The organism is Paraburkholderia sp. UYCP14C (assembly GCF_004197395.1).
GTDB lineage: Bacteria > Pseudomonadota > Gammaproteobacteria > Burkholderiales > Burkholderiaceae > Paraburkholderia.
This window is the reverse complement of sequence record NZ_SELS01000026.1, coordinates 110,747-117,170: the sequence shown is the minus strand read 5'-3', so window position 1 is coordinate 117,170 and position 6,424 is coordinate 110,747. Positions and strand designations below refer to the sequence as shown.

Sequence of the window (6,424 nt, the reverse complement as noted above, 5' to 3'; positions counted from 1 at the left end):
CCCGAACCGCCCGGTGCGGACCCGCACGCCGGGTGGTGTGGCAGGGGCACGGCCTTATGGCCGTCCCCTATGCCGATCCAATCGCCCGGTTGAATCCGCCACGGCAAGCAGTCACCGGCGCTCCTTTGGATATCAGAACAAATTCGTTCCATCGCGCCAGGCGGGCGGATGACAATGCGATGAAGCCATCGGCTATCCGGCTGAAGACTCCTGCATGCGCTGGAGAAGAGTCGGCAAGTCGGCGGACTGGGTCACGCCGCCTGGCCTGACATCGAACGAAACGAGGAGCGCTGAAAATGCCTTGGCCTGTCAGACGTGAAAGGGATGCCGGCAGCGTCTGGAGCGTGCCAGGCGGCGACGCGGTGCGAGCGCGCCGCCGAACCCTTGTCGCCGTCCTGATCGTCGCGCTCGCTCTTGCGTGCCTGGAAAGAGAGTTGTCCGGCAAGCATGACGGTTCGCTTCGTTCAGTGCTCGCGCCTTATATCGTCAAATTCACGGGCGCACGGGCGAACTAAGGCGAACCGAGTGAAAGTGCCGGTTTCGTTCCGGTCATCAGGCAACACGGACTGTCGTCGCGAGCCGCGCATTGCATAATGAATCCTTCCTCTGGCTTCGCTATGGTGGGCGAGGCTGGTAAGGACGACGAGATATCGAGGCTAACAAACCATGAGCAAGTACGACATCGCAACGGTCCAGTCGGTTCATCACTGGACCGGTACCCTGTTCAGCTTTACGTGCTCACGCGATCCGGGTCTGCGTTTCAACAACGGCGAATTCACGATGGTCGGCCTCGAAGTCGATGGCAAGCCGCTCGCGCGGGCCTACAGCATCGTGAGCCCGAACTACGAGGAGCATCTCGAGTTCTTCAGCATTAAGGTTCAGAATGGCCCGCTCACGTCCCGTCTGCAGCATCTGAAGGTCGGCGACAGCATCCTCATTGGCAAGAAGCCCACGGGAACGCTGGTCGCAGACAACCTGCTGCCCGGCAAAACTCTCTGGATGCTCTCGACAGGCACGGGTCTCGCGCCATTCATGTCGATCATCCGCGATCCGGCCATCTACGACCGTTTCGAGCGCGTGATTCTTACGCACACCTGTCGGCTGAAAGGCGAGCTGGCCTATATGGATTACATCAAACACGATCTGCCCGGCCATGAGTACCTCGGCGACGTGATCAAGGAAAAGCTCGTCTACTATCCCACGCTTACGCGCGAGGAGTTCGAGAACGAGGGGCGCATCTCCGACCTGATTGCGTCGGGCAAGCTGTTTTCCGACCTGGATGTCGCGCCGTTTTCGCCCCAAAGCGATCGGGTGATGTTGTGTGGCAGCACGGCTATGCTTGCTGATACGACTGAATTGCTGAAGCAGGCGGGTCTCGTGGAGGGCAAGAGCAATGCGCCGGGGCACTACGTGATCGAACGTGCGTTCGTGGACTAGGCACGCGGCTCGTGGGGTCGCCCATTGCATTCGTATCGTTATCGGCCTGCGACTCCCGTGAGTCGTTATTGCTTGCCGACAGCGGGGCGCATCCGGTATTGCCGAGGATCAGGCTGTTCGGCGGCGCATGGGGTGCCGCCAGGCCATCAGGTTTTCCAGCGTGCATCCGCAACATTCAGTTTGGCGGGAATCAGTTTCAGTGCGCTGAACGTGTCGGCGATCTGCTGCTGATAGGCGAGCGTCGCGTCCGTGATTGGCTCAATACCGTAGCCCGTGCGCTTGAGTGCAACTTCGAGGGTGGCCGCGTCGAGCCCGACGAGCGGTGACAGAAGCGCGGCCACTTCAGGGATGTTCTCGCTTCCCCAGCGATCGACGTTGTTGACCTCGTCCAGCACCGCATGCAGCACCTGCGGATGCGCCGCGGCGAATTTGCGGGAGGCGACGTAGTACTGCGTGTTGCGCACGAGGCCGTCGCCGTTTGCGATGGTGCGTGCGTTGGCCTGATGCTCGATGGCCGCCAGATACGGATCCCAGATGACCCATGCATCGACGCTGCCTTGCACGAAGGCCGCGCGCGCATCGGCCGGTGCCAGGTAGACCGGCTGGATCTCGGTGTAGGCGAGCCCCGCCTGCTGAAGCGCCTTCACGAGCAGGAAATGAACATTCGAGCCCCTGTTCAGCGCGACCTTTTTGCCACGCAGTTGTGCGACTTCACGGATTGGCGAATTCTGTGGGACGACGATCGCTTCGCCACGCGGCGCAGGCGGTTCGTTGCCGACGTAGACGAAATCGACGCCGCCCGCCTGCGCGAAAATCGGTGGCGTTTCGCCGACCGTGCCGAGGTCGACCGCGCCCGCATTCAGGCCTTCGAGCAACTGCGGTCCGGCTGGAAATTCGAGCCATTGCACCGTCAGCCCCTGACTTGCCAGGCGCTTTTCCAATGTGCCACGCGCTTTGAGCACGACGAAGTTGCCGTATTTCTGAAAGCCGATTCGCACCAGTTTGTCGGTGCCTTGTGCGTGTGCGGCGCCGCTTCCAAACGGCGCGAGCATGCCGCCGAACACGGCGCTCGCGACGGCGCCCCGCAACAGCCGGCGCCGGCCCGTGTCCACTGGTGATCTGTCGGCCAAAACGATGTGTTTGCTCATCAGCGTTGTATGTCCAGGCGAGTGAGGGTGTTTTTCGAACCGCGTGTCGCAGCCGCAACCGTCCTACGCCACGGCAGGCAGTCATCCCGCGACGATATAGCGGAGCGGACACAGGTCCAACCAATGTTTGCGCATATGGAAAGCACTGCCGGAGGGAAAGCAGGCGACGGCCTCACGCAGCGCTTTGCATAGCAGAACAAATTGGTTTTCTACGTGTTCCGCGTGGGCAGACAATCGTGCAGACATGCCGTTCGGTATCGTACCGCTGCCGCCGGACAGGCCCTGCGCTGCAGGAATGCGTTTAACCGCCCCCGCCGGAGAGGACATGAAACGTCCACCCTTGCTCAATCTTGCCGCCGTGGCCGGTGTCGTGATTGCCGTCTCGCTGATCGCGGTGAAAAACGTTCAGGGCAATGCGACCAACGAGATCCTGAACGTTTCGTACGATCCTACTCGCGAGCTGTATCGCAGTCTTGATGCCCGATTCGTCGCGGCATACCAGCAGGAAACTGGCATCCAGCTGCAAGTGAAACAGTCGCACGGCGGCTCCTCCCGCCAGGCGCGCAGCGTGGTGACCGGCGAGCAGCAGGCAGACGTCGTCACGCTGGGTCTCTATTCGGATGTGGATGTATTGCGCAAACAGGGTTTGATTGCCGGCGACTGGGCTACACGCCTGCCGCATCATTCACAACCGTACTACTCGACGATCGTTTTCGTGGTCCGCAAGGGCAATCCAAGGCAAGTCCATGACTGGCCCGACCTGATCGCACCAGGCGTCGAAATCGTGACGCCGGACCCGCGTACTTCCGGCAACGGCAAGCTGAGCGCGCTCGCGGCTTGGGGCGCCGTGACCACGCGCGGCGGCAGCGAGAGCGCCGCGCGCGAATATCTCGCCGCGCTATATCGACACGCCGTGCGGCTCGACAGCGGCGCCCGCTCCGCGGCAATTGGTTTCACCACGGAAAAGATCGGAGACGTTCAACTCGCGTGGGAAAACGAGGCACTGCGCGAGGTCGCGGACGCGCCCGGCGAGCTAGAGATCGTGTACCCGCCGGTCAGCATTCTCGCGGAGCCCTACGTGGCGTGGGTCGACGCTAACGTCGCGCGCCATCACAGCGAACGTTACGCGCGTGCGTACCTGGAATTCCTGTTTACCGACGTGGCTCAACAAACCATCGCCGAGGCCGGCTACCGGCCTTACAACGCCAGCATCCTGCAACGCTTTGCCGCGCGGCTGCCAGCGCTCAAGCTGTTCCCCGTGACGGCGATCGCGCGCGACTGGGACGACGCGAACCAACGCTTCTTCGACGAAAACGGCATCATCGATACGGTTCTCAAGCCAGCCGGCGGCGTGGTGAATTCGAGCGCGCCGGGCACAAAAGACAAGGGGTGACATCATGGCGCTGTCCAGCACGTTTTCCTATGCCTGGAGCAAGGGCAAGCGCGATCTGCTCGCGGGTCTGACGGTCGCCGCCATTTCACTGCCGCAAGGCATGGCGTATGCGCTGATCGCGGGCGTCGATCCCCGCTTCGGATTGTATTCGGCGATGGTCGTGACTTTGGTGGCGTCGCTGCTGGGCTCGTCGTCGCATTTGATCAACGGGCCGACCAGCGCAATTTCTCTGGTCGTATTCAGTGCGCTCGCCTTCCTCGATCCAAACGACACGGCGAATCTCTACGAGGCCATGTTTCTGCTCGGCGTGATGGTCGGCATTGTCCAGATCGGCATAGCCGTGTTCAGACTCGGTGATCTGACGCGCTACATCTCGGAGTCGGTCATCCTCGGCTTCATGGCAGGTGCCGCGGTGCTGCTGGCGATCGGGCAGATCGGCAATGCGTTGGGCGTGCGGGAGAAGGGCTCGGGTCACCAGCATGTGCTGTATCGGCTCTGGCTGACGCTGACAGGCGACCCCGTCAATCTGAAGGCCGCCGCCGTCAGTGTGGCTTCGGTCGTGCTCGCGTTACTGTTGCGTCGCGCGGTGCGGCGTTACAGGTTGCCGCAAATCGATATGTTCGTGGTGCTGATAATCGTTTCGGGGGCTGCGTACGTGCTCGGCTGGACGAGGCTGGAGCAGGGCGGGCATACCGCGGTGGCCGTCATCGGCACATTGAAGTCGGGGTTGCCGTCGCCGCATATTCCGGAAATTCACTGGAACTGGATCGGCCAACTGTCGTCGAGCGCGGTTGCGATTGCGTCTCTCGGTCTGCTGGAGGCCCTCTCAATCGCGAAGTCCATTGCTCACCACACGCGACAGCCGCTCGACTACAACCGGCAGTGCCTCGCCGAGGGCGTCGCCAATCTGGTGGGAGGCTTCTTTCGCTGCCTGCCCGGCTCCGGTTCTCTTTCGCGTTCTGCGATCAACTATCAGGCAGGGGCTGCGACGCGATGCTCGGGTGTGGTGACGGCCGTGACGGTGGCGCTGGCCGTGTTGGCACTGGCTCCGCTCACGCGGTATATCCCGAAGGCTGCATTGGCAGGTTTGTTGTTCGTGACGGCGGTACGTCTGATCGATGTCGAGCGCTTGCGCTATACCTTCCGGGCCTCGAAATACGACGCTGGCTTGATCGTGTTGACGATGATGGCCGCGCTGCTGATCGGCGTCGAGTTTTCGATCCTGATTGGGGTCGCGGTGTCGATACTGTTGTTCGTTCCGCGGGCCGCGAAGCTGAGGGCAACCGAGTTGGTGGTGAGTCCGGAAGGCGTAGTGAGAGAGCGTTTGCCCTCGGATCCATCGTGTGGTGCCGTGGCGGTCTGGGATTTCGAAGGTGAGTTTTTCTTTGGCGCGGCCCCTGAGCTCGATCGCCATCTTGAAGCGATCAGAACGGGGGCACTGCAACAGGGCGTTCGATATGTGGTGCTGCGTTTGAAGCGCGTGCGCAATCCCGATGTAGTGTGCATCGAACGGCTCGAGCATTTTCTGCGTGATGCACAGCGAGATGGTCTCGTGATATTGCTCGCAGGGCTCCGACCGGCATTGCGCCAGGCGCTCGGCAATCTCCATTTCAGCGAGTGGTATCCCGCCGAGCGGTTTTTCCCCGAGGAGGACGAAACGTGGTCGGCAACGGTGCGCGCAGTCCGATACGCGTACACGCAGCTCGGCGAGCGCAACACTTGCGCTCACTGCACGGAGCGGTTCCACGCCGAGCGCAGTGTGGACGATCTCTACTACCTTGTGTAGCGCGTGACGCTGTAGGCGTCGTCGCGCCGCCAGGCGACCAAAAAGTTTGACTTCCTCCCGCGTCTGGCGGGTGCTATCGCTTGCAGCGAAGATAGCCACGTTCATCATTCAGTCTTGCAAAACCAGCAGGTCCGGCGCGCGAGCGCTACTGGAGAATGATTAGCTCCGGATCACGATTCGCGAGCACCCTGTCGTTGGTCAGGTCGCGCGCACGGACGCCGTACTCATAATGCCCATCCCTCGCCGCTATGACCGATGGTGACATGCCGCGGTGCGTAGGGCTGCTGCCTGCAGGGGTGATCGGGTCAAACGCGGTCTGCGCGGTGAGGCTTTGCAGCCCCGGACCGAAGGGACTCTCGTCACGGAAATACACCTCCCAACTGATCAGCGGATTGCGCAGCGCCGCGGAAAATTCCCAGTACATTGGTTCACCGATCACCACCACCGCAGGATCGGGTTCAACGATTAATGTATATCCGATCAGAACCACTCGCACTTTCATCGGCTGGCTCCCTGGCAGCAACTGCGCTCACTTCATTCTGTGTGCAGCTTCCCCGCCGATGCAACGGCCGCCGCGGAGCCTACTGGGTGCTTTGTCGGGAAACGCAGAGCCGACCTTATGAGAGCGGCAACGCGCGGCAATCGCGAGTAGCGCTTTGC

Annotated in this window: 5 protein-coding genes; 3 read left to right on the top strand and 2 right to left on the bottom strand. The window is 61.7% G+C overall.

From position 1 onward, the window contains the following. The first annotated feature begins 666 nt into the window (after positions 1-666). A complete protein-coding gene (locus EVC45_RS23665; protein WP_129960645.1) occupies positions 667-1,437 on the top strand; it encodes a ferredoxin--NADP reductase in 771 nt (256 codons plus the stop codon). Between the two features lie 146 nt (positions 1,438-1,583). Here EVC45_RS23665 and EVC45_RS23660 read toward each other — a convergent pair whose 3' ends face one another. Continuing rightward, positions 1,584-2,585, bottom strand: coding sequence for a sulfonate ABC transporter substrate-binding protein (locus tag EVC45_RS23660; RefSeq protein WP_129960644.1), 1,002 nt, complete (start codon positions 2,583-2,585; stop codon positions 1,584-1,586). Between the two features lie 127 nt (positions 2,586-2,712). Between EVC45_RS23660 and EVC45_RS23655 the strand changes: the two genes are divergently transcribed. Next, positions 2,713-3,978: a sulfate ABC transporter substrate-binding protein gene (locus EVC45_RS23655; RefSeq protein ID WP_248295232.1), complete on the top strand. Its 1,266-nt coding sequence runs from the start codon at positions 2,713-2,715 to the stop codon at positions 3,976-3,978. 4 nt (positions 3,979-3,982) lie between these two features. Further along, positions 3,983-5,764 (top strand): SulP family inorganic anion transporter, encoded by a 1,782-nt coding sequence (locus EVC45_RS23650; protein ID WP_129960643.1) that lies wholly within the window; start codon positions 3,983-3,985, stop codon positions 5,762-5,764. Between the two features lie 145 nt (positions 5,765-5,909). Here the strand turns inward: EVC45_RS23650 and EVC45_RS23645 are convergent, their stop codons facing one another. Next, a complete protein-coding gene (locus EVC45_RS23645; protein WP_129960642.1) occupies positions 5,910-6,266 on the bottom strand; it encodes a hypothetical protein in 357 nt (118 codons plus the stop codon). Positions 6,267-6,424 lie beyond the last annotated feature (158 nt).

Excerpts from the sequence above, each read along its gene's own strand:
- EVC45_RS23665 (WP_129960645.1), top strand. The coding sequence starts at position 667 with ATGAGCAAGTACGACATCGCAACGGTCCAGTCGGTTCATCACTGGACC.
- EVC45_RS23650 (WP_129960643.1), top strand. The coding sequence starts at position 3,983 with ATGGCGCTGTCCAGCACGTTTTCCTATGCCTGGAGCAAGGGCAAGCGC.
- EVC45_RS23660 (WP_129960644.1), bottom strand. The coding sequence starts at position 2,585 with ATGAGCAAACACATCGTTTTGGCCGACAGATCACCAGTGGACACGGGC.
- EVC45_RS23645 (WP_129960642.1), bottom strand. The coding sequence starts at position 6,266 with ATGAAAGTGCGAGTGGTTCTGATCGGATATACATTAATCGTTGAACCC.